The following is a 25820-nucleotide window of genomic DNA, read 5'->3' as shown; positions in this document are numbered from 1 at the left end:
CATCGTGCCATTTGTCGTTGTGGGCAAGAGGGAGTGGCTTGTTTGCATTGTTATACTATAACATCTAAATAAGCCCGACACTGCGACCGGGCATCCCTTATGAGGAATACCTGATGCCCAATCGGCTCCCTGTCACCGTCCTGTCGGGCTTTCTCGGCGCAGGCAAAAGTACGCTGCTCAACTACGTGCTGCGCAACCGCGACAATCTGCGCGTCGCCGTGATCGTCAATGACATGAGTGAAATCAACATCGACGGCAGCGAAGTCCAGCGCGATGTCACTCTGAATCGTGCGCAAGAAAAACTCGTGGAGATGAGCAATGGCTGCATCTGCTGCACCCTGCGCGAAGACTTGCTGGAAGAGGTGAGCAAACTCGCCAAGGATGGTCGCTTTGATTATTTGCTGATCGAATCCACCGGCATTTCCGAGCCGATGCCCGTAGCAGAAACCTTCACCTTCCGCGATGAAGAAGGGCAGAGCCTGGCCGACATCGCCCGGCTCGACACCATGGTCACCGTGGTCGATGGCATGAACTTCCTGCTCGACTATCAGGCCGCCGAAAGTCTCGCTTCCCGTGGTGAAACATTGGGCGAGGAGGACGAACGCTCGATCACTGACCTGTTGATCGAGCAGATCGAATTCGCCGACGTGATTCTGATCAGCAAGATCGACTTGATCAGCCGCAGCGAACGCCAGGAGCTGATCGCGATCCTTGAACGGCTTAACTCTCAGGCAGAAATCATCCCGATGGTCATGGGCGAAATTCCCCTGAACAAAATCCTTAACACCGGTCGTTTCGATTTCGAAAGGGCCTCTCAAGCGCCAGGCTGGTTACAGGAGTTGCGTGGCGAACACGTGCCCGAAACCGAAGAGTACGGCATCGCTTCGACAGCCTACCGAGCCCGCCGACCATTTCATCCGCAGCGCTTTTTCAGTTTCATCGACCGCCCGTGGGTGAACGGCAAATTGCTGCGTTCCAAAGGATTTTTCTGGCTGGCGAGCAAGCACATGGACGCCGGTAGCTGGTCCCAGGCCGGCGGTTTGATGCGCCACGGTTTCGCCGGACGCTGGTGGCGTTTCGTGCCGAAACCTCAGTGGCCGCAGGACGAAGAAAGCACGGCAGGGATCATGGAAAACTGGACCGCAACCACTGGCGATTGCCGCCAGGAACTGGTGTTCATCGGCCAGAACATCGACTTCGCGCAACTCACCAGCGAACTCGACAATTGCCTGCTGTCCGACGATGAAATGGCGTTGGGTGTCGAGGGCTGGCGACTGCTGCCAGATCCATTCGGCCCATGGTTTGAAGAGGTAGCTGCCTGATGTTGGCGCCTCGTCTGAAACTGCGGCCGATCATTCATCAGGTTCAAGGTGAGATGCCGCAGACGCTGGCGCGAATACTGGATGACGGTGTAAACCTCGCTGTTTGGCAACGCCAACTCCCGGCGCATATCGCTAATTTCGGGCGTTTGCTGCTGTCCCTGAACGAGCCGTTGGCCGAGTCGCTGGTCCTCGAACTGCCCAGCGATGACAGCGAACCCAATCTCCACGGATTGGCCTCGGGGTTCAGTGATCTGGAAGGTTACGAAGGTTTCATCGTCGACGTTTCCTGGCTGATCAGCGCCTTCGCCTGTTTACTGGGCGCCAAGCGTATCGGCCTGCGCCTGCGAGTCCTGGATAAGGCTATGTGCCCGCGTTTCCACGTCGATCATGTGCCGGTACGGTTGATCACTACTTATGCCGGGATTGGCAGCCAATGGCTGAAGGAAGGGGCGATGGATCGCCGGCAATTGGGCAAACCCGAAGCCGAGCCCAAGGACGACTCGTTGATTCAGCAAGTCGTCAGCGGCGACGTGGCGCTGCTCAAGGGTGAAAAATGGCACGGCAACGAAGGCTTCGGCCTGATCCACCGTTCGCCGCAACCGGCTCCAGGTGAGCGCCGCTTGATCGTGACACTCGACTGGCTGAACTAACGGCTCAAGGTTTGAGCCAGGTTCCCTGGCTCTTGGTTTCGCAAAACGGCTTCAGATACGCCGCATCCGTGGCTACGCCGTAATAGTGAATATCCTGCTTGTAAGGCATATTGGCGACTTGGGCGTCGCTGCACACGCCGAACGCGCCGGAGGGGCATTGGTCGACGTACTGCACCTCGACCTTTTGGCCCGGAAGGTTTGGTTGACAGAAGCCGTCGGCGAAGAGCTTTTCCGGGATGTTGCGGTTCTGCTGGCAGACTTTCACGTCGAGTCGCTCAGCCGTGCTATGTACCACACATGCCTGTGCCAGCGCCTCGCCGGAGCAGAGCGCCAGCAGCAACGGCAATCCCATCAACCGCATTCTTTACCTCCTCAGAAAAATTCGATCATGTTGCAGAACATTCCCACACACGTCATTGCTGGCCCTTTGGGGGCCGGCAAAACCAGCCTGATCAAGAACCTGATGATGCAGCGGCCGGGGGGTGAGCGCTGGGCGGTGCTGATCAACGAATTCGGCCAGATCGGCCTCGATGCTGCGCTGCTGACGCTGGACTCTGATGGTATCGCACTGGGTGAAGTGGCCGGGGGCTGTTTGTGTTGCGTCAATGGCGCGCCGTTTCAGATCGGCCTCGGGCGTTTGCTGCGCAAGGCACGGCCGGACCGGTTGTTCATCGAACCTTCCGGGCTGGGTCATCCGGCGCAGTTGCTCAGGCAGTTGAGTGAGGCTCCGTGGGCTGGCGTGTTGGCGGTGCAGCCCAGCGTGTTGGTACTGGATGCCCAAGCCCTTGCTGTCGGCAAAGCACTGCCTGAGTCGCAACAGGAAGCGTTGAGCAGTGCTGGTTTGTTGTTGCTGAACAAATCCGAAAATCTCGATGAGGATGATCGCCAGCGAATTACCGCGCAGTTGCCTTCTCGTCCTGTGTACTGGACGGAGCAAGCCGTCTTGCCATTGAGCAAGTTACCGGGACTTGAAGCCCGGCCTATGGCGGGTGTGGATAACTTCATCGTGCCCAAAGGACTGGCACAGATGCCGGCCATCTGGACCGATCCAGCGCTCCCGATTTGCTTGAGCCAGGAACAGGAGGGCGGTTGGAGCGTTGGCTGGCGTTGGCATCCGAGCCAGACATTCGATGCCACACTTTTCGCTCAGTGGCTTGGAAGCCTTGCCTGGCGGCGGGCGAAGTTGGTTATCCACAGCGCGGACGGTTGGGTTTCGGCGAATGCGCTGGATAACTCGGCGCTGAATTGGCAAGCCAGCGAATGGCGGCGCGATTCGCGTATCGAGCTGATTTTCAGTGGGCCGCAGAATGTTGAAGCACTGCAAAAAAATCTAACCGACTGTCGATCAAATTCTAATTAAAACGCTTGGGTTCACGGACGCCACTTGGTGTGTTCCTGGCGCCACTGGCTCAGTTCGATCACCTCGGCGCGGGGCTTCGCCACATCGACCACCGCAGGGGTGTCATCAAACGGCATCGGGTAGGGCGCCAGTTCGATTTGCGCACTGTGGGCGCCGAACTGGGTGATGGTGCCGTTGTGGCGGGTTTCGCCCGTCACAGTGAATTCGAAGTTATACACCCGGGCCAGGCGCCGCCGACCGTTGGCATCCTTGATGAACGCGATTTTTTTCAATGCCACGTTGCCGTCCAGTAACTCGATCTCGAGTTTGCTGCAATGCTGCTTGACCCGCTCCAGCGCGCGCTCGCGCAAGCCGTGGTTGTGCCATAGCCACGCGCCACCGGTGGCGAGCAGCATCAGCACGAAGATATTTCCGAGAGTCAGCATCAACAGATTGCTCCAACAAGATAGTGTCAGCTTAACTGCGTCGCCGGTCTGTCGTACAGGCTGCGTTTAGTCGCATACTACGCGGCTCGAATTTCAATCGTTTTACGGAAAACTCACCGCATGAAACGTACGCCGCATCTGCTCGCCATCCAGTCCCACGTGGTGTTCGGCCACGCTGGCAACAGCGCCGCGGTTTTCCCGATGCAGCGGGTCGGGGTGAACGTCTGGCCGCTCAATACCGTGCAGTTCTCCAACCACACCCAGTACGGCCAGTGGGCCGGCGAAGTGCTGGCACCGCACCAGATTCCAGAATTGGTCGAAGGCATCGCTGCGATTGGCGAACTCGGCAACTGCGATGCGGTGTTGTCTGGCTACCTCGGCAGTGCGGCCCAGGGCCGGGCGATTCTGACGGGCGTGGCGCGGATCAAGTCAATGAATCCCAAGGCGCTGTACCTGTGTGACCCGGTGATGGGCCATCCAGAGAAAGGCTGTAGCGTGCCGGCGGAAGTCAGCGATTTTCTGTTGCAGGAGGCGGCTGCTGTGGCGGACTTCATGTGCCCGAACCAGCTGGAGCTGGACAGCTTTTCGGGGCGCAAGCCGCAATCGCTGTTCGACTGCCTGGCCATGGCACGAGCGCTGCTGGCGCGCGGGCCGAAGGCGGTGCTGGTCAAGCATCTGGACTATCCTGGCAAGCCGTTGGACGTTTTCGAGATGCTGCTGGTGACGGCCGAAGACAGCTGGCATTTGCGCCGGCCGCTGCTGGCGTTTCCGCGTCAACCTGTGGGTGTCGGCGACCTGACATCCGGGCTGTTTCTGGCTCGCGTACTGTTGGGCGACAGCCTGGTAGCGGCTTTCGAATTCGCCGCGTCGGCGGTGCATGAAGTGCTGCTGGAAACCCAGGCTTGCTCCAGCTATGAGCTGGAACTGGTCAGGGCGCAGGACCGGATTGCCCATCCGCGGGTGCGGTTCGAGGCGACAGCGATCAGTCTCTGAACGGCGTAGACCCCATCGCGAGCAAGCTCGCTCCCACACAGATCTTCAGTGGACACAGAAATTGTATCCGTCGTAGATCACTTGTGGGAGCGAGCTTGCTTGCGATGACTCACTTAAGAACCCCATCAAACTGACTAAACAGTTCAGGCGTCGCCCTTGATTTCCTGATAGCGCTTTTCCAGTTCCTGACGAATCTGCCGACGCTGCTGGGCCTGCATGAAGCGACGCTTGTCTTCGCTGTTCTGCGGTTGCAATGGCGGTACAGCGGCCGGTTTGCGCTGGTCATCCACCGCGACCATGGTGAAGAAGCAGCTGTTGGTGTGGCGCACCGAGCGCTCGCGGATGTTTTCGGTCACCACCTTGATGCCCACCTCCATGGAGGTGTTGCCGGTGTAGTTGACCGAGGCCAGGAAAGTCACCAGTTCGCCGACATGGATCGGCTCACGGAAAATTACCTGATCCACTGACAAGGTCACGACGTAGCGACCGGCATAACGGCTGGCGCAGGCGTAGGCCACTTCGTCGAGGTACTTGAGTAGGGTACCGCCGTGAACATTGCCAGAGAAGTTGGCCATGTCGGGGGTCATCAATACCGTCATCGACAGTTGGGCGTTTCCGGGTTCCATAGCGTTCTCACGGTTCAAGGCAGAATTTCGGAAGGGCGGCACCTCTGCGGGGCCTGGTCGGTTTTTTCAAACCACAGTTATCGGGACGCCGGGCGAGTCGCCGCCGTCACGCCGGATCGATCTGTTTCCATATATTGCACCGCCTTTCTGCCGGAAGTCGCGGTGTTACCCTTCAAAAGCCTATCCCGAGGGCAATTCCTACACGTAAACCGGATTTTTACTCTGTTCAATCAGATCTTTCTCGCGTCTGGCGATTGAGCAATCGTTACCCAAGGAGCCCACACCATGCATGCCATCAGTTTTATTCAGGATTTGGCAGTGATCATGTTGGTCGCAGGTGTGGTGACTGTGTTGTTTCATCGCTTCAAACAGCCGGTGGTCCTTGGCTATATCGTCGCCGGCTTCATCATGGGCCCGCACACGCCGCCGTTCAGCCTGATTCACGACGAAGAAACCATCAAGACCCTGGCCGAGCTCGGGGTGATTTTCCTGATGTTCAGCCTGGGCCTGGAGTTCAGCCTGCGCAAACTGTTCAAGGTGGGCGCCACTGCCTTCATCGCAGCGTTCCTGGAAATCGTGCTGATGATCTGGATCGGCTACGAAATCGGTCGCTGGTTCGACTGGAACACCATGGATTCGTTGTTCCTTGGCGCGATCCTGGCAATTTCCTCAACCACCATCATCGTCAAGGCGCTCAACGACCTGAAGATGAAAAACGAGCGCTTTGCCCAGTTGATATTCGGCGTGCTGATCGTCGAAGACATCCTTGGCATCGGCATCATCGCCTTGCTGTCGAGCATCGCGGTCAGCGGTACGGTGAGTTCCGGCGAAGTGTTTTCCACGGTCGGCAAGCTGTCGCTGTTCATGATCGTCGCGCTGGTCATTGGGATTCTGTTGGTGCCGCGTCTGCTGGCCTACGTGGCCAGGTTCGAAAGCAATGAAATGTTGCTGATCACCGTTCTCGGCCTGTGTTTCGGTTTCTGTCTGCTGGTGGTCAAACTCGAATACAGCATGGTGCTCGGGGCGTTCCTGATCGGCGCAATCATGGCCGAGTCCCGGCAACTGTTGAAAATCGAGCGGCTGATCGAACCGGTTCGCGACCTGTTCAGCGCAATTTTCTTCGTCGCCATTGGCTTGATGCTCGACCCGATGATTTTGCTGCAATACGCGTGGCCGATCGCGGTAATCACCGTGGCCGTCGTGCTTGGAAAGATGTTGTCCTGTGGTCTCGGCGCCTTTATCGCCGGCAATGACGGACGAACCTCACTGCGGGTCGGGATGGGTCTTTCGCAGATCGGTGAGTTTTCCTTCATCATCGCCTCGCTGGGCATGACCCTGCAGGTCACCAGTAACTTCCTCTATCCGGTGGCTGTGGCGGTCTCGGTGCTCACTACGCTGATGACGCCGTATCTGATCCGCGCGGCCGACCCGCTGTCGATCAAGCTGGCTGCTGTCATGCCGCAACGCCTTAGTCGGGTATTGGGAATGTACGGCGAATGGCTGCGCAGCATCCAGCCTCAGGGCGAGGGCGCTCTGCTGGCGTCGATGATTCGACGGATTCTGTTGCAGGTAGGGGTCAATCTGGCGCTGGTGATTGCGATCTTCTTCGCGGGCGCGTACTTCGCCGAGCGTATATCCACTTATCTGCAAGACTGGATCAGCGACCCGAGCTGGCAGAAAGCGTTGATTTGGGGCGGGGCGTTGCTGTTGTCGCTGCCGTTCCTGATCGCCGCCTATCGCAAGCTCAAGGCGCTGTCGATGCTGTTGGCGGAGATGGGCGTGAAGCCGGAAATGGCCGGCCGCCACACGCAACGTGTGCGCCGGGTGATCGCCGAAGTGATCCCGATCCTCTCGCTGCTGGTGATTTTTCTGCTGCTGGCAGCCTTGTCGGCCAGTATTCTGCCGACCAACAAGTTGCTGATGCTGATCGTCGTGGTCGCGGCCGCTGTAGCGGCGCTGCTCTGGCGCTGGTTCATCCGCGTGCACACGCGGATGCAGGTGGCGTTGCTCGAAACACTGGACAACCACAAGGATTCGTCCGGGCATTGACCACGCGAGGCGTCAGGCGGATCAGCTCTCCAGCCAGACGTCCCGCGCCCAGTGCCACACCGATTCCCAGGTTTCTTCGGCGACCAGCTCTTCTTCGGCCAGCCACAGCACCACGGTGCCGTCTTCTTCGACCAGGTAGTAGTTGTCACCGTCCTGGCAGATCGGAATCATGCTGCGATCAACGCCTGCATCCCAGGCATTGGCGGCAACGTCTGGCAGGTAAGTGTGGGATTGTGGGTCGGTGACGGTCACCGGCTCCAGGCTGCCGTAGACGACGTCGCTGACGGTCAGCAAAAATTCTCTGAAGACAAACGGAATGTCGATGAACAGTTGTTCTTCGATTTCCACCAGTTGATCTTCGTCGGGCAACTCCAAGGGGACCGGTACCGGTTCGTTGGCTTCACGCAGTTGTTCGATGATTTCTTCCACGTCCGGGATCCTCTTGCTGTATGGCGCGGTTTAGTTGGGGCGGTTTATACAGTAGCTCGCTATAGATGCAACCGCGAAATAGAAAACCCCAGCCGAGGCTGGGGTTTTTATTACAACATGCTTAACGCGGGAGGGATCAGCCGTTTTGGCGGATACCAGCGACCAGCCAAGGCTGGTTCTCGCCCTGCGGACGTTCCATGTTCCAGCTTTCGCTGAACACTTCGCCCTGGTCGAAACGCGAGGTCTTCGACACGCCGGTGAAGGTCAGGGTGGCGATGGTCTTGTCGGCACGATCATCCACGCCGTCCAGTTGAACATTGAGGTTATCAATGTAGGTGGACTGGAAACCTTCGCCCAGATCGGCACGTTCGCGCTTGAGGAACTCCAGCAGTTGTGGGGTCACGAACTCGGAGATCTTGTCCATTTCATTGGCGTCCCAGTGTTGCTGCAGGGACTGGAAGTGGTTGCGGGCCGCTTCAATGAAATTGTTTTCATTGAACCAGGCTGGCGCATTGATCACCGGACGAGCGGCAACAGGAGCCGCCGAGCCGCCGAAGATCGAACCCATCGCTGTAGGCTTCTGCTCGAACGTTTCACGCTGCATCGGTGCGCCGGCTGGAGCCAGTTGCTCTTGCTGCTTGCGACGACGGGCGGCGATGAAACGGAAGACCAGAAAGGCGATGACCGCCATGATCAGGATGTCGAAGATCTGCATACCCTGGAAGCCGCCGCCCATGAACATGGAGGCCAGCAGGCCACCGGCAGCGATACCGGCCAGAGGGCCGAGCCAGCGCGAAGCACCGCCGGCCTTGGCGGCAGCGCCAGCGGCACCGGCCGCGCCGGCAGTGGCAGCAGCGCCACCTGCGGCAGAAGAAGGAGCCATTTGGCTGGTCTGGTGAGTCGGCGCAGCGCCGGAGCTCTTGCCGCCACCAAAGCGCTTGGCGTTGGCGTCGAGGCTCATCGTCAGGCCGATGCACAACGCCATGGCGATGCTAAGAAAACGTTTCATAAAGGGAATTCCCATTTGTGGAAGGCACGCGCGCCATGTTGCACAGCTGAAGTGTTACTGGCTAGCGGCAGAGTGTTTCGGGCTTTTGCCTGACAGGTTGTGTTCAGCTTCAGTCAGCGCAATAAGGCCTGTTAACTTTGGTCCGTAGGACGAGTGGATTAGTTCTGTAGGAAGGGTGAACCCTGTGGGAGCGAGCCTGCTCGCGAAGAACGAAAACGCGGTGTTTCTGACAAACCGCGTTGCTGCCTTCGCGAGCAGGCTCGCTCCCACATTGAATCACGGGCAGGCTTTAAATCGCTTCGAGCTTTGCGTAACCCAGCATCAGCCATTTGCTGCCTTCGCTGAAGTTCACCTGCACCCGAGCCTGAGCCCCGGCGCCTTCGAAGTTCAGGATCACACCGTCGCCAAACACCGAATGCCGTACGGTCTGGCCGAGGCTGAATCCGGTGTCCGGGATCTCGCTGCCGCCAAACAGGCTGCTGGAACTCTGCTGCTGGCCACCGCCGAACGGACGGCTGACACTGTTGGACAGCCGCACTTCCTGGATCAGGCCTTTCGGCACTTCACGTACGAAACGCGACACCTTGTTGTAAGTCTCGCTGCCGTACAGGCGTCGGGTTTCAGCATAGGTCATCACCAAGTTCTGCATGGCCCGGGTGATGCCGACGTAGGCCAAGCGACGCTCTTCCTCCAGACGGCCGGGTTCTTCCAGGCTCATCTTGTGCGGGAACAGGCCTTCTTCCATGCCCACCAGGAACACGTAAGGGAATTCCAGACCCTTGGCGCTGTGCAAGGTCATCAACTGAATGCTGTCTTCGTGCTCGTCGGCCTGAGTATCTCCGGCCTCCAGTGACGCGTGACCGAGGAACGCCGCCAATGGCGTCAGGTCTTCGTCTTCTTCAGCATTTTCGAAGTTGCGCGCGGCGCTGACCAGCTCCTCAAGGTTTTCGACCCGGGCCTGGCCTTTCTCGCCTTTTTCCGCTTCGTGGTAGGCGATCAACCCCGACTGCTCGATGACGGTTTGGGTCATCAGGTGCAGCGGCATCTCCATGCACTTGGCGGCGAGGTTCTCGATCAATTCGATGAACGCGCCAAGGGCGCCAGCCGCACGACCGGTCAAGCCTTTATTGGCGACCAGCAGGCGCATGGCTTCCCACATCGACACATCACTGTGGCGCGCGTGGTCGCGAATCGCTTCGACGGTTTTTTCGCCGATACCGCGGGCCGGAACGTTGATCACTCGCTCCAGCGCTGCATCGTTGCCACGACCTTCCAGCAAACGCAGGTAGGCCATGGCGTTCTTGATTTCTGCCCGTTCGAAGAAGCGCTGACCGCCGTAGATACGGTACGGAATGCGCTCGCGCAGCAGGGCTTCTTCCAAAACGCGGGATTGGGCGTTGGAGCGGTACAAAATCGCGATATCACTGCGAGCCAAGCCGGTTTTGAGCGCGCTTTCGATGGTTTCCACCACGTAGCGTGCCTCGTCGTGTTCGTTGAACGCGGCGTACAGATTGATCGCTTCGCCTTCGCCGCCATCGGTCCACAGCTCTTTACCCATGCGCCCGGTGTTGTTGGCAATCAGAGCGTTGGCTGCCTTGAGGATCCCGGCGGTGGAGCGGTAGTTCTGCTCAAGACGAATGGTTTCAGCATCCGGAAAATCGTCGGAGTACTGATAAATGTTTTCGATTTTCGCGCCGCGCCAGCCGTAGATCGACTGGTCGTCGTCGCCGACCACCATCAGGCTGTCGCCGCCCTTGGCCAGCAGTCGCAACCAGGCGTACTGCACGGCGTTGGTGTCCTGGAACTCGTCCACCAGAATGTGCCGGAAGCGCTTCTGATAATGCGCCAGCAAGCCTGGATGATCGCGCCACAGGTCGAGGGCACGCAGCAGCAGTTCGGAGAAGTCGATGACGCCTGCGCGCAGGCACGCGGCCTCGTAGGCTTCATAAATGCTGCGCATGGTGGCCAGGAACAGATCGCCGCTGGCTTGAATGTGTTGTGGACGCAGACCTTCGTCTTTCTGCCCGTTGATGAACCACTGGGCTTGTCGAGCCGGCCAGCGTTGCTCGTCCAGGCCCAGCTCGCGGATCACCCGCTTGACCAGCCGCTGCTGGTCGTCGCTATCGAGAATCTGGAAGGTCTGGCTCAGGCCGGCTTCCTGCCAGTGCGCCCGCAGCAAGCGGTGCGCCAGGCCGTGGAAGGTGCCAACCCACATGCCGGCCGGGTTAATACCCATCAACTGCTCGATGCGATGGCGCATCTCGGCAGCGGCCTTGTTGGTGAAGGTCACCGACAGGATTGAGTGAGGCGAGGCGTTTTCGACCTGGATCAACCAGGCGATACGGTGCACCAGCACTCGGGTTTTACCGGAACCAGCACCGGCCAGGACCAACTGACGACCCACGGAGGCAGCTACGGCCTGGCGTTGAGCATCGTTGAGGGAGTTCAGCAGAAGGGAGAGATCATCGCGCATCGGGGCATTCTAGGGGGCGGCGTCACACCGGGCAAACCCCGCATTGCTTTAGCCGATGAAAGATAGGTGCAGGACGACCGGTCAGTCACCGGCTGCAAGCGTTGGCGGGGCTCGCTTGGCAGCTTTTACGCAGGCGTGAGCAGTCGAGACTTTTGTCTATTTTATGACCTGGGGCAGTTTGGTCCGGGCCTTTGCTTGTGTATGCTCCGTCGACGTTTCGGGCTCATGCTCATCTTATAAGAACAAGAACATTGCCTATGACCCTCAGCTCCGACCTGTCGGGCCCCACTGTGGAGCCCCGGGTTATCCGTAAACAGTACGCCATGGAAATGGCGGTCGAACGCACGCGTCTGCTGTACCAGGGCTCGCTGCTGCCCACTCTGTTCATGCTCATCAATGGTCTGGTCTGCGCCGGTTTGCTCTGGAGCCCGCAGCGCTACTTCCTGGTCAGCGTCTGGCTGGTGTGGTTGTTATCGCTGGTGGCGTTACGAGTGATTCAGGTAGCGGCCTTCGATTCGGCGATACCCAACCGTCAGGCCCATCCGATCTGGCGTCGCATGTTTTTGCTGGGTTCGGCCTTGACCGGCCTGACCCTGGCCGGCGCCGGCATTGCGCTAGTACCCGCCGATAACTTTATGCAACAAGCCTGGGTGTTCGGCCTGATCGGTGCGGCAGCCCTCTCGGCCAGCGTTGCGTACGCGGTCAGCCTGCCAGCGTTCCTGTCCTTTACCTTGCCCTGTCTGTTGCCGGCCATTGGCTATCTGTTCTGGGGCGGCGATGAACAAGGCCAGGGTTGGGGCTGGTTTGGCCTGATATTGCTGGGCGCGTTGAGCGTGGTCGCCTGGCAGGTCAACCGGCTGATCGATAGCGGGCTGTTGCGCCGTTTCCAGAATCAGGCGCTCATCGAGCACTTGCAGCAGGCTCAAAGTTGCAGCGACCAGCTCAATCAAAAGCTGGCCAAGGAAATCGACCAGCGCCGTCATGCTGAAGACGAGTTGCGTCAAATTCAGATCGATCTGGAAAGTCGCGTCGCCCAGCGCAGCCTGGAACTGGATGCTGCCATTCAAGCCCTGAGCAAGAGTGAAACGCGCCTCGCCCTGGCGTTGAAGGCCAGTGAGTTGGGCTTGTGGGACTGGAACCTGCAAACCGACGAAGTTCATCACACCCAGCTTCAGGAGCTGTTTGGCCTGGAACCGGAACTCGTGACAGCAATGCTTCGCCACCTCAAGCCGCGGCTGCACCCCGATGACTTGCCGTCGCTCAAGCGTGCGCTGGTCGAGCATTTGAAGGGGCGCAGCGACGACTACCAGATTGAGTACCGCGTGCGCCACGGCGATGGTCATTGGGTCTGGATCGAGGACCGAGGTCGGGCGGTTGAGCGCGGCGAAAATGGCCGGGTGATCCGCATGGTCGGCACCCGTCGCGACATCAGCGTCAGCAAGGCTTTGGAAGAGCAGCGGCAACTGGCCGCAACGGTGTTCGAAGCCGCCAGTGAGGGCATCGTGATTTTCGATCCGAATTACGCGCTGATTGCGGTCAATCAGGCCTTCAGCCGAGTCACTGGCTATGACATTGATGACATGATCGGGCGCAACGTGGTCGAGTTGCCGTGCAGCCGCGATGCCCGCCGACACTACGCGGCGATTCGTCAGGCACTGGAGCAGCACGGCAGTTGGCAGGGCGAGCTGGTAGAAACCCGCAAGAATGGCGAGTTGTATCCGCAATGGTTGCAATTGAACGCTGTGCGCGATACTCGGGGAAATGTAAGTCATATTGTGGGCTTCTTCGCCGATCTGTCGGCTCGGCGTGAATCCGAAGAGCGTATGCGCTACCTCACCCATTACGACGAACTCACAGGACTGGCCAACCGTTCGTTGTTCCACGAACGACTGCGCGAGGCTCATCAGCGGGTGCGCCAGGGCGGTCGGCGCAGCCTGGCGTTGCTGCACATCAATCTGGACCGATTCAAGCTGCTCAACGACAGCCTCGGCCACGAAATCGCCGATCAACTGTTGCAGAAAATGGCTCGGCGCCTGGTCAACGCGCTGCCGGAAGCGGACACCATCGCCCGGTTGTCCGGCGATGAATTTGCGGTGCTGTTCGATGCATACGGCAACCTGTCGAGCCTGGCGCGGGTGGCGACCCGATTGTCGACCAAACTGCGTTTGCCGATCACCGTCCAGGGGCATGAACTGGTGATGAGCGCATCCATGGGCATCAGTCTCTTGCCGGACACCGCGCGGGAGATTTCCGCGCTGGTCAGCCAGTCGAACATGGCCATGCAGCATGCCAAACATTTGGGCGGCAACAACTTCCAGTTTTACACCGACAGCCTGCAAGCCAGCACGCTCGAGCGTTTACAGCTCGAGAACCAGTTGCGCAAAGCCATCGAAGAAAAGCAGCTGAAAGTGTTTTATCAACCGAAACTCTGCCTCGCCACCGGCCGGCTGAATGCCGCCGAGGCGTTGGTGCGCTGGGATCACCCGACCCTGGGCCGAGTGCCGCCGGGGGACTTCATTGGATTGGCCGAGGAAACCGGGCTGATCAGCGCTATCGGCGAGTTCGTGCTGCGTCAGGCCTGCTGGCAAGCCTGTGAATGGCAGCGTCAGGGATTGGAGCCGATTCGGGTGTCGGTCAACCTGTCGGTGCATCAACTGCGGCAGGGAAAACTGGTTAGCCTGGTGCGTCAGGTGCTGGAGGAGACCGGTCTGGCGCCGCACCACCTCGAGCTGGAACTCACCGAAAGTCAGTTGCTGGACAGCGTCGAGCACATCATCGCGACCTTCCAGCAATTGCGTGATTTGGGTGTGAAGTTGGCGATTGATGACTTCGGCACCGGGTATTCGTCCCTGAGCTACCTCAAGCGCATCCCTGTGGATTACGTGAAGATCGATCAGGCGTTTATCCGCGGTCTGGGGGAGGGTAGCGAGGACGCGGCGATCACCCGGGCAATCATTGCCATGGCGCACGGCTTGTCGCTCAAAGTGGTAGCCGAGGGTGTGGAGCGGGCAGAACAGTTGGAGTTTTTGAAAGCCGAGCACTGCGATGAAGTGCAGGGCTATTTGATTAGCCGCCCGGTCGAAGCCGATGGCCTGGCGGCGCTGTTGCGTGCGGACGCGAAACCCTTATAGGGGCTACATGGAGCGCATGTGGCGTGAAATGGGGACATCGAGTTACGCATTGAGCAGGCAAAAAGCCGATTCATGTAGTATAACTACAAGCTTGCTACATCCCCGGCACCTGCCAATAACAAAGAGTCCAGCCCTTTGAATCTGCTGCAACACATCGCCCAGTCACGCCACCTCTTACGCAAGTCGGAGCTCAAGGTCGCCGACCACGTGCTGCTTGATCCTGCGGCGGTGATGCACAGCTCCATGGCCGACCTGGCCCACAACGTGGGCATTAGCGAACCGACCATCGTGCGGTTCTGTCGCGCCATCGGTTGCTCCGGTTTCCAGGATTTGAAGCTGAAACTGGCACAGAGCCTGGCTGCCGGCGCGAGCTTCGGACAGTTCGCGATTCATGAAGACGACTCGGTCGCTGACTACAGCCTGAAAATCTTCGACACCACCCTGCACACGCTGATGGAGGTTCGCGAGAAGCTCGATCCGGTGGAGTTGCAGCGTGCCGTGTCGCTGATGTCGCAGGCCCAGCGGGTCGAGTTCTATGGCTTTGGCGCGTCGGGTGCAGTGGCGGCCGATGCCCAGCATAAGTTCTTCCGTTTGCTGCTGACGGCAGCGGCGTATTCCGACCCGCACATGCAGGCGATGTCGGCGGTGACGTTGAAACCGACCGACGTGGCGATCTGTATTTCCCAGTCCGGGCGTTCCAAAGATTTGTTGATCACCGCCAATCTGGTGCGCGAAAGTGGCGCCTCGCTGATCACCTTGTGCCCGAGCCAGACACCGTTGGCCGAGTTGTCGACCGTCAACCTGGCGATCGATGTGCACGAAGACACTGAGATCTATACGCCGCTGACCTCGCGCATTGCCCACCTGGTGGTGATCGACGTGTTGGCGATGGGCGTGGCCATGGCCCGCGGGCCGAGCCTGGTCAATCACCTCAAGAGCGTCAAGCGCAGCCTGCGCAGTTTGCGGCTGTCACCTAAATCGGTAAAAGCGCTGGACGACTGACGTCGTCGTAAGGTCGTTCCGACCTTAATCGCTAGCAGGCTCGCTCCCACAGGACCGAGTTGTCCTGACGGACGCGCTCCCCCTGTGGGAGCGAGCTTGCTCGCGATGGCGTTCTCAAAAACGCCAAAGATTCACATCCCTGTAACCCACCCGCCGCCAAACCGTCATCCCTCGCGCCTATCTTGAAACTCCCGTAATCGCCTTGGGAGACTCGAAATGGCCCAGCCCTACGAAGAACGCAACAGCGCCGTCAGAACCCGTCGTCAGCAGGAAGACCAGCGACGCATGGAGTTTCGCCGTGCTATCGAAGATCGCTGCGAACGTCGCCAACTGCTGGCCGAGATCGGTGATTTCCCTGAGCTGGAGCTCAACTACTGGCAGGCGGCACCGGCAACTTCCCGTCGAAGCGCTCAACCAGCGCGCTGATCTGCACCCGTTCGCTGCGAATAAACGCAAGGAATGCGTGAGCCACCGGTGACAGGCGTTTGGCCTTGGCCTGCACCAGGCACCAGCTGCGGTACAGCGGCAGCTCGTCGACCGGCAACTCGATCAATCCGCCGGTCGCCAATTCAAGGTTCAGGGCGTGACGCGTCAACAGCGCCACGCCCAGACCCGCCACCACACATTCACGCTGGGCTTCGGCTGATGAGACTTCCTGGGTCTGGTTGAAGTGCACGCGTTTCTCTTTGAAGTACTCTTCGCAAGCCATCCGCGTCCCGGAGCCGAGCTCGCGCATCAGCAGGGTGTAGGGCTCAAGATCCTGCAAGCGCAGCGGGCCCATGTGGCACAGCGGATGATCCGGTGGCGCCACGGCAACGATCGGGTTGTTGAGGAACGGCAAGAATTCCAGCCCCATGTCCTGCGGCACCATCGACATAATCACCAGATCGTCACGGTTGTCTGACAGGCGTCGAATCACTTGTCCGCGATTGACCACTGTCAGTTGCAGGTTCACTTCCGGGTGCTGGCGCTTGAACGCGGCAAACAGGTGCGGCACGAAATATTTGGCGCTGGATTCCACCGCCAGTTTCAGCTGGCCCTGCAACGATCCCTGCATGTCCGAGAGCTGCATGTCGAGGTTTTCCAGACGCCCGAATATGTCCCGGCTGGCGCGCTGGAGCGCTTCGGCCGCTTCAGTCAAATAGAGTTTTTTGCCGACGTAATCGAACAAAGGCTGACCAATCAGCTCCTCAAGTTGACGGATCTGTAGGCTGACGGCAGGTTGTGTGAGCGACATTTCTTCGGCCGCGCGGCTGTAGGACCTCAAATCACAGACTTCGTTGAAGATCTGCAATTGACGCAATGTCAAACGCATCAAGGACTTACGCATGTTCTAGGTGATCTCGCTGCAGGCTGAAGCGTCAACTATAAGTCTTTACTTATGCCTGACCCAATAATTAATCATTTTTGTTAATCCCTTGTGGAGGCTAGTGTGGAGCTGCGACCAAATTGAAACATTTGGTCACGCGTCGACCTGGTCTAGCAGGTCGTGGGTACCACCGGCTCAAGGGAACCTCCAAGTGATAAAAAAGATCCTGATCGCCAACCGTGGTGAGATTGCCGTACGAATCGTACGTGCCTGCGCCGAGATGGGCATTCGCTCGGTTGCGATCTATTCCGACGCCGATCGCCATGCGTTGCATGTGAAACGCGCGGACGAGGCTCACAGCATCGGTGCCGAGCCACTGGCCGGTTACCTGAACGCGCGCAAACTGGTGAATCTGGCGGTGGAAACCGGTTGTGATGCATTGCACCCCGGCTACGGCTTCCTCTCGGAAAACGCTGAACTGGCGGACATCTGCGTCGAGCGCGGCATCAAGTTCATCGGTCCATCGGCTGAAGTGATTCGCCGCATGGGCGACAAGACTGAAGCCCGTCGCAGCATGATCAAGGCAGGCGTGCCAGTCACCCCGGGGACCGAAGGCAACGTCGCGGACATCGCCGAAGCCTTGGTTGAAGGCGACCGCATCGGTTATCCGGTCATGCTCAAGGCAACTTCCGGTGGTGGCGGCCGTGGTATCCGTCGCTGCGACAGCCGAGAAGAGCTTGAACAAGCATTCCCTCGGGTCATTTCCGAAGCCACCAAGGCCTTTGGTTCGGCGGAAGTGTTCCTCGAAAAATGCATCGTCAATCCAAAACACATCGAAGCGCAGATCCTTGGCGACAGCTTTGGCAATGTGGTGCACCTGTTCGAGCGTGATTGCTCGATCCAGCGCCGTAACCAGAAGCTCATCGAGATCGCCCCGAGCCCGCAACTGACCCCTGAACAGCGCGCCTACATCGGCGACCTGTCGGTGCGCGCAGCCAAGGCCGTGGGTTACGAGAACGCTGGCACCGTGGAGTTCCTGCTCGCCGAGGGCGAGGTGTACTTCATGGAAATGAACACCCGGGTGCAGGTGGAACACACCATCACCGAAGAAATCACCGGCATCGACATCGTGCGTGAGCAGATTCGCATCGCCTCCGGACTGCCGCTTTCGGTGAAACAGGAAGACATCCAGCACCGCGGTTTCGCGCTGCAATTCCGGATCAACGCCGAAGACCCGAAAAACAACTTCCTGCCGAGCTTTGGCAAGATCACCCGTTATTACGCACCCGGCGGTCCCGGCGTGCGTACAGACACGGCGATCTACACCGGCTACACCATTCCGCCGTTCTACGACTCCATGTGCCTGAAACTGGTGGTGTGGGCGCTGACCTGGGAAGAGGCAATGGACCGTGGCTTGCGCGCCTTGGACGACATGCGTCTGCAAGGGGTCAAGACCACCGCCGCGTACTACCAGGAAATCCTGCGTAACCCGGAATTCCGTAGTGGCCAGTTCAACACCAGCTTCGTTGAAAGCCACCCTGAACTGACCAACTACTCGATCAAGCGCAAACCCGAAGAGCTGGCCCTGGCCATCGCCGCCGCCATCGCCGCCCACGCAGGCCTGTGAGGAATAGAACAATGAGCAAGCCCCCTGTTTCTAAAAAGATAAACGTTACCGACACAATCCTGCGCGACGCCCACCAATCGCTGCTCGCCACCCGCATGCGCACCGAAGACATGCTGCCGATCTGCGACAAGCTCGACAAAGTCGGCTACTGGTCGCTGGAATGCTGGGGCGGCGCGACCTTCGACGCCTGCGTACGCTTCCTCAAGGAAGACCCGTGGGAGCGCCTGCGCCAACTGCGCGCCGCGTTGCCTAACACGCGTCTGCAAATGCTTCTGCGTGGCCAAAACCTGCTGGGCTACCGCCACTACAGCGACGATGTGGTCAAAGCCTTCGTTGCCAAAGCCGCGGTCAACGGCATTGACGTGTTCCGCATCTTCGACGCGATGAACGACGTGCGTAACCTGCGCGTGGCCATCGAAGCGGTCAAAGCGGCCGGCAAACACGCCCAGGGCACCATCGCCTACACCACCAGCCCGGTGCACACCATCGACGCGTTCGTGGCGCAAGCCAGGCAAATGGAAGCGATGGGTTGCGACTCGGTGGCGATCAAGGACATGGCTGGCCTTCTGACTCCGTACGCCACCGGCGAACTGGTCAAGGCTTTGAAATCCGAGCAGTCCTTGCCCGTGTTCATTCACTCGCACGACACCGCTGGCATGGCCACCATGTGCCAACTCAAGGCCATCGAAAACGGCGCCGACCACATCGACACTGCGATCTCCAGCTTCGCTTCGGGTACCAGTCACCCAGGCACTGAGTCGATGGTCGCAGCCCTTAAAGGCAGCGAATTCGACACGGGTTTGAATCTGGAATTGTTGCAAGAGATCGGTCTGTACTTCTACGCCGTGCGCAAGAAGTACCACCAGTTCGAAAGCGAGTTCACCGCCGTCGACACCCGCGTTCAAGTCAACCAGGTACCGGGCGGGATGATTTCCAACCTGGCCAACCAGTTGAAAGAGCAGGGCGCGCTGAACCGCATGGGCGAAGTGCTGGCCGAAATCCCGCGCGTTCGTGAAGACCTTGGCTTCCCGCCGCTGGTGACCCCGACCTCGCAAATCGTCGGCACCCAGGCGTTCTTCAACGTGCTGGCCGGCGAGCGCTACAAGACCATCACCAACGAAGTGAAACTCTACCTGCAAGGCGGCTACGGCAAGGCGCCAGGCACCGTGAACGAAAAACTGCGTCGCCAGGCAATCGGTAGCGAAGAAGTGATCGACGTGCGTCCGGCTGATCTGCTCAAGCCGGAAATGACCAAGCTGCGTGCCGAAATCGGCGCCTTGGCCAAGTCTGAAGAAGATGTGCTGACCTACGCCATGTTCCCGGACATCGGCCGCAAGTTCCTCGAAGAACGCGCCGCCGGCACCCTGACTCCAGAAGTGCTGCTGCCGATTCCTGAAGCAGGCGGCGTGGCCTCGGCCGGTGGCGAAGGCGTGCCGACCGAGTTCGTCATCGACGTCCACGGCGAAACCTACCGCGTCGACATCACCGGTGTCGGCGTCAAGGCTGAAGGCAAGCGTCACTTCTACCTGTCCATCGACGGCATGCCGGAAGAAGTGGTGTTCGAACCGCTCAACGAATTCGTCAGCGGCGGCACCAGCAAGCGCAAGCAAGCCACTGCGCCGGGTCACGTCAGCACCACCATGCCGGGCAACATCGTGGACGTGCTGGTCAAGGAAGGCGACACCGTCAAAGCCGGTCAGGCCGTGCTGATCACCGAAGCGATGAAGATGGAAACCGAAGTGCAGTCAGCCATCGCCGGCAAAGTCACCGCCATTCACGTGGCCAAGGGCGACCGGGTGAACCCGGGCGAAATCCTGATCGAGATCGAAGGCTGAGTTAACAGCCTCGATATACCGCTTTAAACCTCGGGGGGGCATGTGCTCCCCTTTTTTTGCCCGGTGTTTGGGTGAATCGCTTTCCCGCAGACACCTTTACTCAACTGTGGGAATGGGCTTGCTCGCGAAGGTCGTGTGTCATGCAACATCGATGGCGACTGACACTGCGCATTCGCGAGCAAGTCGAATCGTCGCATCGCCGCTCCCACAGGTACTGTGTTGAGTCCGTGAGGGCAGCGAGGGTTCATCAGAACGCCATCCGCCACTGCCCCGTTACGCCATGGTTTCGGCTGTCAGTGCCGATCTCTGTTAAGGCTGACGGCAAGTGTATGTCTAGCTGACAAACCAAGATCCAGCCCTGCATCCAGCTTCAGGCTGTCGCGATCCAGTGACGCACCGGAAACGGTGTAGTTTTTTCCGCCCGTTGCCAGTCGTTGGCGGGTATCGCTATAGACGTCCCCGTAAGTGTGTTTCCAGGCGGCGCTCAATCGCGGCGTCAGTTGCATGCCATTATCCAGCGTGTTGAGCCTGGCCAGGCGCAGGCCAAATGTGCTGTTCATGTTGTTCTGGTTTTGGCCGTGGACTTTCAGCGCCGCGGCGCCACCTTTTTCCGTGTAGCCGTCGCGCTGATAGCGTTGGTAGCCAAGGCTGGCGAACGGTTCGATGCTGACGTTGGCGCGGCCCAGGTTGTAGCCAACTTCGGCGAAGGCTTGCTGGGTGCTGGCATCGTAACGACCTTCGGGGCGATCGCTGAAACCTTTGAAGGCAACTCGTCGTTTGGTGCTGCCGTCGTGATTGCTGTAGGTCGCGCCCAGGCGCAGCGACATGGGGCCACTTTGGCGCAGGGCATAGGCTCCCAGGTGCCAGCTGTCGAGATCTCCGTCGAGCCCGTGGCTGTCCAGTCGAGTTTCGGACTTGCCGCCCATCACACCGATGCGCCATTCGTCATCGATGCCCCAATCCGCGCCCAGGACTAGACCTTGGGTTGAGTATTTCAGAGCGTCATAGTCGCGATCCAGCGTCCCGCCATGACCCAGTGCTTGCAGCCAGACTCTGCCGTGGTCATCGCTGCCGGTGGCCAGGCGTGGTGCGCTGGTTCGGTTGCCCGGCCTGTTATAGCCGCTGGCGCTGTCCATCTGGCGCATGGCCGAGAGCATCGTTGCGCTGATTGGGCTGTCACTGTTCAGAGTCGCCTTCGCAAGGTTGGCGTTGCCGCCGCCGGCCAGTTGTTCGATAGCCCGGGAGGCGGTTTCCACGCTGGAACCGAGCAGGGTCGTGACGGCGGCATTTGCAGTAGTGGATGGAGCCTGCGCCGTTTGGCTGGCTTTGGGCTCTACGATACTGCGGGCGAGTTCCTTAGCATTTTTTTTGGTCGCAAGATTTTCGATAGGCACATCGTTACGAGCATAGGTCAGGCCGACTCTCGTTTCGTCACTGTAATCCAGGCTAGGGGTCATGAAGGCTAAATCATTGAGGACCTCTCCGAACTGGCCCTCGATCTTGCTGGCTTCGATGACGGTGTACTGACTGGTCTGCGGATAATCACCCTGAACCGCGACGATTTTCAGGGTCGCACCACCGAGATTGGCAGTGCCGCCGACTTTGATCGTTTCGCCTCGGCCATCGGTAGTGACCTCGTAAGCCAGTACGCCAGTTTTGGAAAAGCTCAAGTCGCCTTTGACTTTTGGGGCGCCGTGCAATCGATCAACGTTGACCTGGCCGGAAACCTCCAGCCCGCCGACTGTCCCTGAACCTGCAAATGTACCGCCGTCCGCGACTGCCACATCCCCCTTTATGTCGCCATTGTTGAAGAGCTTTCCAATCGTAATCGCCCCACCTTCGATTTTTCCGTCATTGGTCAGGATGCCGTCATTGAGCACCACCACACCCTCGCTGAAATCTCCGGTACTGGTTAGCGTCCACGATCCCTGCGAAACGTACAGGCCATTGAAGTTGCGAGTGTTCCCCAATTGGCCCCCGTCTGTGCCATCAAGCTGTATGACGTTAGTTCCTTTACCTCCATCAACCCGACCTTCGAAACTTCCACCATTCTTGACGATGATGAGGTCATTTGTGGCGTCCAGCTTCAGTGAAATACCTCGTTTGGCGGGTTGCAGCGAATCAATCTTCTTCGTAACAGTGCTGTCCGACTCGATAAACGCTATACGCCGGGTCAGCGGGTGCGGCTCGGCATCAGGCTGCCCGGTTTCTTCTGCGAGGTTTGTCGGGTCGGCTTGTGTTGATAGCTGCTGCGCGTTTGCAAATTCAGCGCAACCCAACGCAAGCGCAATGGCCAACGCCAAGTGTTGTGGGCGATATTTGTGTTGAACGGGCATCGAGTCTGACCTCTTTTGATGAGAGGCCAAACTCTAAAGAGAAGGCTATAGCGACCGATGTCGGTCGGTTCCGGCAGGCTTGCAGGCGGTGTCAGATAGTGATGTAGAAAATGGCCACTCGCTTGTGGGCGACGGTTTTTGGCCCTTCGAGCTGACGACCTTTCTTACAACCAATCGAGACGCAGCCGGCTATCGCAAACTCAAAAACTCATCTGCCACTGCCCAATCAACCCGTGATTGCGGCTGTTGCTACCGATCTCGCCACTGTAACCAACGCCCACCGAATGCCGTGCCGAGATGCCCAGATCCAGCCCGGCCTCCAGTACCAGACTGTCACGATCCAGTGAACTGCCGTCGACACTGAACGCAGTACCGCCGACCACAAACGCCTGACGAGTCGAGTTGCTGACATCACCATACGTGTGCTTCCAGCCAGCCGTCATACGCGGCGTCAGGCTCATGCCGTTCTCCAGAGAACTCAGGTGCGCCAGGCGCAGACCGAAAGTGCTGCTGAAGTTGTCTTGTGTTTGCTGGTCGACCTGAAGCGCTGCAGAACCTCCTTTCTCCTGGTAACTGTCGCGGTGATAGCGCTGGTAGCCAAGGCTGGCGAAGGGTTCGGCGCTGAGGCGGCCGCTGCCCATTGCGTAGCTCAGTTCGGCGAAGGCTTGTTGGCTGTCGGCGTCGTAATCGCCTGTTGGTCGATCATTGAAACCATTAAAGGCAACGGTGCGTTTGTTTTCACCTCGATGGCCGCTGTAGGCCGCGCCGAGACGCAAGGCGAAAGCACCGCTTTGACGCAGGGCATAGACGCCAGCGTGCCAGCTCTCGACGTTGCCATCGACCCCCTTGGCATCCAGATCGGTTTTCGAATAGCCACCGAGTACGCCCAGGCGCCATTGCGGATCGAGCGCCCAGTCGGCACCGAGTACGCTACCTTTGGTGCGTTGCTCCAGGCCGCTGCTGCCGTGTTCGCCGTCGAGTTTGCCGTAGCCGCCGATGGCCTGCAGCCAGAGCCGGCCTTGCGCATTCGGGTCGTTGAGATTGCGTGCTTCGGAAGGTACGCCCGTGGAGGCCAGAACCGGGGTGTCTCGCTGATTCAGTCCGACCAGCAAGCCTGAGCCGCCGCCCACTTGTTGCATCGCCGACAGCATGCTGCCACCGATCTGGCTGCTGGCGCCGAGGGTGGCGCTGGTCAGGTTGGCGTTGCTGGCGCCGGCCAGTTGTTCGATAGCCGCGCCAGCGGTGGCGTTGGTGGTGTTGAGCAACGCATTGTAGAGCGCGTTGTTTTTGCCGAGAGAGGCGAGGCTGTTGGCGGCGCTGCTGCCGTTGCCGGTGAGCGCGAATTCGTTGAAGGCGACATCGTTGCGGGTATAGGTCAGGTCAACCTGGGTCGGGGTGTAAGCGAGTGTCGGCGTGAGGAATGCGTAGTCGCTGGTGACCTTGCCGAAGGTGCCATTGATGCTCGCAGCTTGCAAAACGGTGTAATGACTCTGCCAGGGATAGGTGCCGCTGCCGGGGTTTACCGCCAGGGTTGCGTCATTCAGGTTGGCGCTGCCGCCGACTATCACAGGGGCGCTACTGCCGTCGGCGTTGACGCCATATGCCAGGGTCGAGCCGCTGCCCATCGTCAGGTCGTGGGTGATGGTCGCGGTGCCGAGTTGAGTGTTGGTCTGCAAGGTACCGTTGACCCACAAATTGCCCACTGAACCGCCGCCGGCATACACACCGCCCTGGTCGACTGTGAGGGTGCCGGCGATGCCACCCTGGTTGATCAATGTCGCGCCATTGCGCACCGCGCCGCCGTCGCTGAAATCACCGTTGCCGGTCAGTGTCCACGCACCTTGCCTGACCTCAAGCCATTCAACGTTGCGACTCGCGCCGAAGCTGCCGCCCGCCGCGTCGTCCATCACCACGCGGTCGTAACCGCTGCCGCCGTCGACCACGCCGACGAAGCGGCTGGCGTTGCGCAAGGTCAGGCGGTCATTGCCGCCTCCCAAGTCCAGTGCCAGGCCGTTGCTGCCGCTGATCGTGCCGCCGTTGATGACGCTGTCGGCGAACTCACCGACGAACTTCACGCCAAAACCATCGAGGCCCTCAATGGTGCCGAAGTTTTCCAGTGTGGTCGCTGCCACGCCCGAACCGCCGCTGCCATCGTCGACCAGAATTGCGCTGTTGGCGCCGCTGATCAGCGCGCCTTTGGCGTTCAGTACATAGCCGCCGCCCAGCGCGATGCCTTCGCTGCCGTTAGCGAAACCGCCCTTGTCCACGCCGCCCGCGCCGACACCCTGAACGGTGCCGAAGTTTTCGATGTGGGCGAGCTTGTCGATGTCCACGCCATCGCCGTCGCCATTAGGTTGCAGCCCGGAGTAAGCACCGGTGATGGTGCCATGGTTGATGACCGTGCCGTCGCCATCGGAACCGAAACCCGAACCGTTGCGACCGGTGATCTCCCCGTAGTTGACGAGCGTGGCACCGAGGTCGGTGGTGATGCCGTGACGGCCACCGGAAATGCTGCCGAAGTTGGTCACTGACACACCGGTCGCGCTGTCGATGTCGATACCGTCGAACTTGTCGTCAGCGATGCGAGAGTCGCCAGTAGAAATTTCGCCGTAGTTGGTGATCGTCGCGTTGGCGCCGGTCTTCATGCCGTCGCTGGCGTCCCCACGAATCAACCCACCCAGACGGTTGATGATCGTCGTTTTGACGCCTGCGCTACGCAATGCATCCAGGTCCAGACCTTGGCCGGTGGTTGAGCGGATGATGCCGCTGTTGTCGATCAGCAGGCTGCCGCTGGCGAAGTTACTGTCGATACGCAGGGCGTCGTTGAAACCAAGAATCTGCCCGCCAGCGCGGTTATAGAGGCTGTAGTTGCGCGCCTGGGTCAGGTCACCGCTGCTGTCGATGGCCCGGCCGCCAGTGGAAATAATCTTGCCCGAGTTATCGATCACCACTCCGGCGCCACTGGTGCTGTCCTTCAAACTGACGGTCTTGCTGGCGTTGGTGATGCTGCCCGGCGCCGAGATTGTCAGCGTGTCGCTACCGCCGAGGGTTTGCGCTGCTGCGGTGGTTGTGTCGATCTGCACGGTTTTGGCGTGGGCGGCAGTGGCGCTGATCAAGAGCGCGATGATGAGCGACGGACGCTGGGGCGAGAAGGGCATGACCGGACAGCCTTTTTGTTATAAGCGGGCCGTCTTGTATAGCGGAGGGTTTTTACAGAATGATGTAGGCGTTTCACTCGGATCTG

Annotated in this window: 18 protein-coding genes and 1 pseudogene; 10 read left to right on the top strand and 9 right to left on the bottom strand. The window is 59.4% G+C overall.

The features are described from left to right. Positions 1 to 113: 113 nt before the first annotated feature. Positions 114 to 1322, top strand: a complete 1209-nt coding sequence (gene zigA, locus FQ185_RS23705) for a zinc metallochaperone GTPase ZigA (RefSeq protein WP_149419551.1) — start codon at positions 114 to 116, stop codon at positions 1320 to 1322. Beyond that, positions 1322 to 1972 (top strand): DUF1826 domain-containing protein, encoded by a 651-nt coding sequence (locus FQ185_RS23700; RefSeq protein ID WP_149419550.1) that lies wholly within the window; start codon positions 1322 to 1324, stop codon positions 1970 to 1972. Before zigA ends, FQ185_RS23700 begins: the two co-directional genes overlap by 1 nt. Positions 1973 to 1976: 4 nt before the next feature. Here FQ185_RS23700 and FQ185_RS23695 read toward each other — a convergent pair whose 3' ends face one another. Further along, a complete protein-coding gene (locus FQ185_RS23695) occupies positions 1977 to 2333 on the bottom strand; it encodes an NADH:ubiquinone oxidoreductase (RefSeq protein ID WP_149419549.1) in 357 nt (118 codons plus the stop codon). 27 nt (positions 2334 to 2360) lie between these two features. On the opposite strand from FQ185_RS23695, the gene FQ185_RS23690 reads away from it, so the two are divergent. Next, complete coding sequence (locus tag FQ185_RS23690; protein WP_149419548.1) at positions 2361 to 3332, top strand: GTP-binding protein; 972 nt, start codon at positions 2361 to 2363, stop codon at positions 3330 to 3332. Between the two features lie 11 nt (positions 3333 to 3343). Here the strand turns inward: FQ185_RS23690 and FQ185_RS23685 are convergent, their stop codons facing one another. Next, positions 3344 to 3757 (bottom strand): DUF3301 domain-containing protein, encoded by a 414-nt coding sequence (locus tag FQ185_RS23685; RefSeq protein WP_149419547.1) that lies wholly within the window; start codon positions 3755 to 3757, stop codon positions 3344 to 3346. Between the two features lie 120 nt (positions 3758 to 3877). Between FQ185_RS23685 and pdxY the strand changes: the two genes are divergently transcribed. Continuing rightward, entirely contained in the window at positions 3878 to 4750 is an 873-nt protein-coding gene (gene pdxY / locus FQ185_RS23680; RefSeq protein WP_149419546.1) for a pyridoxal kinase PdxY, read from the top strand. A 143-nt stretch (positions 4751 to 4893) separates the two neighbouring features. On the opposite strand, the gene FQ185_RS23675 is transcribed toward pdxY, so the two are convergent. Beyond that, on the bottom strand, positions 4894 to 5376 hold the full coding sequence (locus tag FQ185_RS23675; protein WP_016772447.1) for an acyl-CoA thioesterase: 483 nt from the start codon (positions 5374 to 5376) through the stop codon (positions 4894 to 4896). A gap of 285 nt (positions 5377 to 5661) precedes the next feature. Between FQ185_RS23675 and FQ185_RS23670 the strand changes: the two genes are divergently transcribed. Beyond that, positions 5662 to 7425, top strand: a complete 1764-nt coding sequence (locus tag FQ185_RS23670; RefSeq protein ID WP_149419545.1) for a cation:proton antiporter — start codon at positions 5662 to 5664, stop codon at positions 7423 to 7425. Positions 7426 to 7446: 21 nt separating this feature from the next. On the opposite strand, the gene FQ185_RS23665 is transcribed toward FQ185_RS23670, so the two are convergent. The 3 genes from FQ185_RS23665 to uvrD form a co-directional block, all read right to left on the bottom strand. Next, the gene (locus FQ185_RS23665; RefSeq protein ID WP_149419544.1) at positions 7447 to 7854 is read right to left on the bottom strand and encodes an SMI1/KNR4 family protein; all 408 of its coding nucleotides are present in this window, start codon (positions 7852 to 7854) and stop codon (positions 7447 to 7449) included. Positions 7855 to 7990: 136 nt separating this feature from the next. Next, complete coding sequence (locus FQ185_RS23660; RefSeq protein WP_149419543.1) at positions 7991 to 8863, bottom strand: Tim44 domain-containing protein; 873 nt, start codon at positions 8861 to 8863, stop codon at positions 7991 to 7993. 289 nt (positions 8864 to 9152) lie between these two features. Next, on the bottom strand, positions 9153 to 11336 hold the full coding sequence (uvrD, locus tag FQ185_RS23655; RefSeq protein ID WP_008027451.1) for a DNA helicase II: 2184 nt from the start codon (positions 11334 to 11336) through the stop codon (positions 9153 to 9155). A 257-nt stretch (positions 11337 to 11593) separates the two neighbouring features. Here uvrD and FQ185_RS23650 point away from each other — a divergent pair, with 257 nt between their 5' ends. From FQ185_RS23650 to FQ185_RS23640, 3 genes are all read left to right on the top strand, one after another. Further along, positions 11594 to 14467 (top strand): EAL domain-containing protein, encoded by a 2874-nt coding sequence (locus FQ185_RS23650; RefSeq protein WP_149419542.1) that lies wholly within the window; start codon positions 11594 to 11596, stop codon positions 14465 to 14467. 135 nt (positions 14468 to 14602) lie between these two features. Then, the gene (gene hexR, locus FQ185_RS23645) at positions 14603 to 15469 is read left to right on the top strand and encodes a transcriptional regulator HexR (protein WP_008156648.1); all 867 of its coding nucleotides are present in this window, start codon (positions 14603 to 14605) and stop codon (positions 15467 to 15469) included. 216 nt (positions 15470 to 15685) lie between these two features. Further along, positions 15686 to 15895 carry a PA3496 family putative envelope integrity protein gene (locus FQ185_RS23640; RefSeq protein ID WP_082459174.1) on the top strand — a complete coding sequence of 70 codons (210 nt, stop codon included), beginning with the start codon at positions 15686 to 15688 and terminating at the stop codon, positions 15893 to 15895. Here the strand turns inward: FQ185_RS23640 and FQ185_RS23635 are convergent. Continuing rightward, positions 15837 to 16799 (bottom strand): LysR family transcriptional regulator, encoded by a 963-nt coding sequence (locus FQ185_RS23635; protein WP_149419541.1) that lies wholly within the window; start codon positions 16797 to 16799, stop codon positions 15837 to 15839. The genes FQ185_RS23640 and FQ185_RS23635 overlap by 59 nt on opposite strands. A gap of 190 nt (positions 16800 to 16989) precedes the next feature. Here FQ185_RS23635 and FQ185_RS23630 point away from each other — a divergent pair, with 190 nt between their 5' ends. Beyond that, entirely contained in the window at positions 16990 to 18405 is a 1416-nt protein-coding gene (locus FQ185_RS23630) for an acetyl-CoA carboxylase biotin carboxylase subunit (RefSeq protein ID WP_149419540.1), read from the top strand. Between the two features lie 11 nt (positions 18406 to 18416). Continuing rightward, positions 18417 to 20240, top strand: a complete 1824-nt coding sequence (gene oadA / locus FQ185_RS23625) for a sodium-extruding oxaloacetate decarboxylase subunit alpha (protein WP_149419539.1) — start codon at positions 18417 to 18419, stop codon at positions 20238 to 20240. Positions 20241 to 20487: 247 nt separating this feature from the next. Here the strand turns inward: oadA and FQ185_RS23620 are convergent. Together FQ185_RS23620 and FQ185_RS23615 are read right to left on the bottom strand one after the other, a co-directional pair. Next, positions 20488 to 22576 (bottom strand): annotated as a pseudogene (locus tag FQ185_RS23620) (autotransporter domain-containing protein). A 200-nt stretch (positions 22577 to 22776) separates the two neighbouring features. Next, positions 22777 to 25734, bottom strand: a complete 2958-nt coding sequence (locus FQ185_RS23615) for an autotransporter domain-containing protein (protein WP_149419538.1) — start codon at positions 25732 to 25734, stop codon at positions 22777 to 22779. Positions 25735 to 25820: the final 86 nt, after the last annotated feature.

Origin of the sequence: Pseudomonas sp. ANT_H12B (genome assembly GCF_008369325.1) — a bacterium.
Classification (GTDB): domain Bacteria; phylum Pseudomonadota; class Gammaproteobacteria; order Pseudomonadales; family Pseudomonadaceae; genus Aquipseudomonas.
The sequence above is the reverse complement of the archived record's forward strand: the minus strand, read 5'-3'. Positions and strand labels throughout refer to the sequence as shown.

Excerpts from the sequence above, each read along its gene's own strand:
- FQ185_RS23670 (WP_149419545.1), top strand. The coding sequence starts at position 5,662 with ATGCATGCCATCAGTTTTATTCAGGATTTGGCAGTGATCATGTTGGTC.
- FQ185_RS23695 (WP_149419549.1), bottom strand. The coding sequence starts at position 2,333 with ATGCGGTTGATGGGATTGCCGTTGCTGCTGGCGCTCTGCTCCGGCGAG.
- oadA (WP_149419539.1), top strand. The coding sequence starts at position 18,417 with ATGAGCAAGCCCCCTGTTTCTAAAAAGATAAACGTTACCGACACAATC.
- FQ185_RS23660 (WP_149419543.1), bottom strand. The coding sequence starts at position 8,863 with ATGAAACGTTTTCTTAGCATCGCCATGGCGTTGTGCATCGGCCTGACG.
- pdxY (WP_149419546.1), top strand. The coding sequence starts at position 3,878 with ATGAAACGTACGCCGCATCTGCTCGCCATCCAGTCCCACGTGGTGTTC.
- FQ185_RS23640 (WP_082459174.1), top strand. The coding sequence starts at position 15,686 with ATGGCCCAGCCCTACGAAGAACGCAACAGCGCCGTCAGAACCCGTCGT.
- FQ185_RS23700 (WP_149419550.1), top strand. The coding sequence starts at position 1,322 with ATGTTGGCGCCTCGTCTGAAACTGCGGCCGATCATTCATCAGGTTCAA.
- zigA (WP_149419551.1), top strand. The coding sequence starts at position 114 with ATGCCCAATCGGCTCCCTGTCACCGTCCTGTCGGGCTTTCTCGGCGCA.
- FQ185_RS23690 (WP_149419548.1), top strand. The coding sequence starts at position 2,361 with ATGTTGCAGAACATTCCCACACACGTCATTGCTGGCCCTTTGGGGGCC.
- FQ185_RS23615 (WP_149419538.1), bottom strand. The coding sequence starts at position 25,734 with ATGCCCTTCTCGCCCCAGCGTCCGTCGCTCATCATCGCGCTCTTGATC.
- FQ185_RS23650 (WP_149419542.1), top strand. The coding sequence starts at position 11,594 with ATGACCCTCAGCTCCGACCTGTCGGGCCCCACTGTGGAGCCCCGGGTT.
- FQ185_RS23685 (WP_149419547.1), bottom strand. The coding sequence starts at position 3,757 with ATGCTGACTCTCGGAAATATCTTCGTGCTGATGCTGCTCGCCACCGGT.
- uvrD (WP_008027451.1), bottom strand. The coding sequence starts at position 11,336 with ATGCGCGATGATCTCTCCCTTCTGCTGAACTCCCTCAACGATGCTCAA.
- FQ185_RS23675 (WP_016772447.1), bottom strand. The coding sequence starts at position 5,376 with ATGGAACCCGGAAACGCCCAACTGTCGATGACGGTATTGATGACCCCC.
- FQ185_RS23635 (WP_149419541.1), bottom strand. The coding sequence starts at position 16,799 with ATGCGTAAGTCCTTGATGCGTTTGACATTGCGTCAATTGCAGATCTTC.